At 67.6% G+C, this 611-nt stretch carries 1 protein-coding gene; it reads right to left on the reverse strand.

Features of this window, described 5'->3' with window-relative positions; translation table 11 throughout:
• Nucleotides 1-364: 364 nt before the first annotated feature.
• On the reverse strand, nucleotides 365-611 hold a 247-nt coding region (locus RM445_RS32040; protein ID WP_311560611.1), incomplete at its 5' end, for a phosphatase domain-containing protein.

Genomic DNA, 611 nt, shown 5'->3' on the forward strand with positions numbered 1-611 from the left:
GCCTCCTCGGTCGGCTGTTCGCCGGCGAGGCGGGCGTGGTGATGATGACCGAGCTGCGCGGTGCCTCCAACGCCAAGGCGAAGCGTGAGCTGGGGTGGCGCCCGGCGCACCCGAGCTGGCGACAGGGGTTGGTCGCGTGAGCGATCGAGCGCGCGGGTCAAAAGCTTGTTCTTGTGTCCGAGGGGGGACTTGCGCACTGACCACACGCATAGCTCTTGCTTGAGCGGCTGCGGGTGGCAGGTGACTCGACTGTCGTCAGCGTCGACGACGTGCACGAGATCAGGTCTTTCATGCCGCCGCTGATGCCGTCCGACCGGACTGCCACGCCGTGGCCGAGTCGGCACTGAATCTAGCTCTAGCTGAGCTACAGCAAGCCGGTCTCGCTCAGCTGGCGGGCTAGCCCGGCGCCGTCGGGAGCGCACATCCACGGCCGCTCGTGCCGATCCGCTGAAGCGGATCCGTCGGTGGGAACTGGCAGGCCACGGGCGAGCACCGATTGCGTCGGAGACAGCTGCCGGATGGCCACCGCGGCGACATTGTCCGGGTGTGAGGCGACGAAGTTGCCGTAGATCTCCTGGTCGTGCTGCCCGTCGTCGCCGATGAGCAACCAC

The sequence above is a fragment of the Pseudonocardia charpentierae genome (assembly GCF_031845345.1).
In the GTDB taxonomy this organism is placed as follows: Bacteria; Actinomycetota; Actinomycetes; order Mycobacteriales; family Pseudonocardiaceae; genus Pseudonocardia; species Pseudonocardia charpentierae.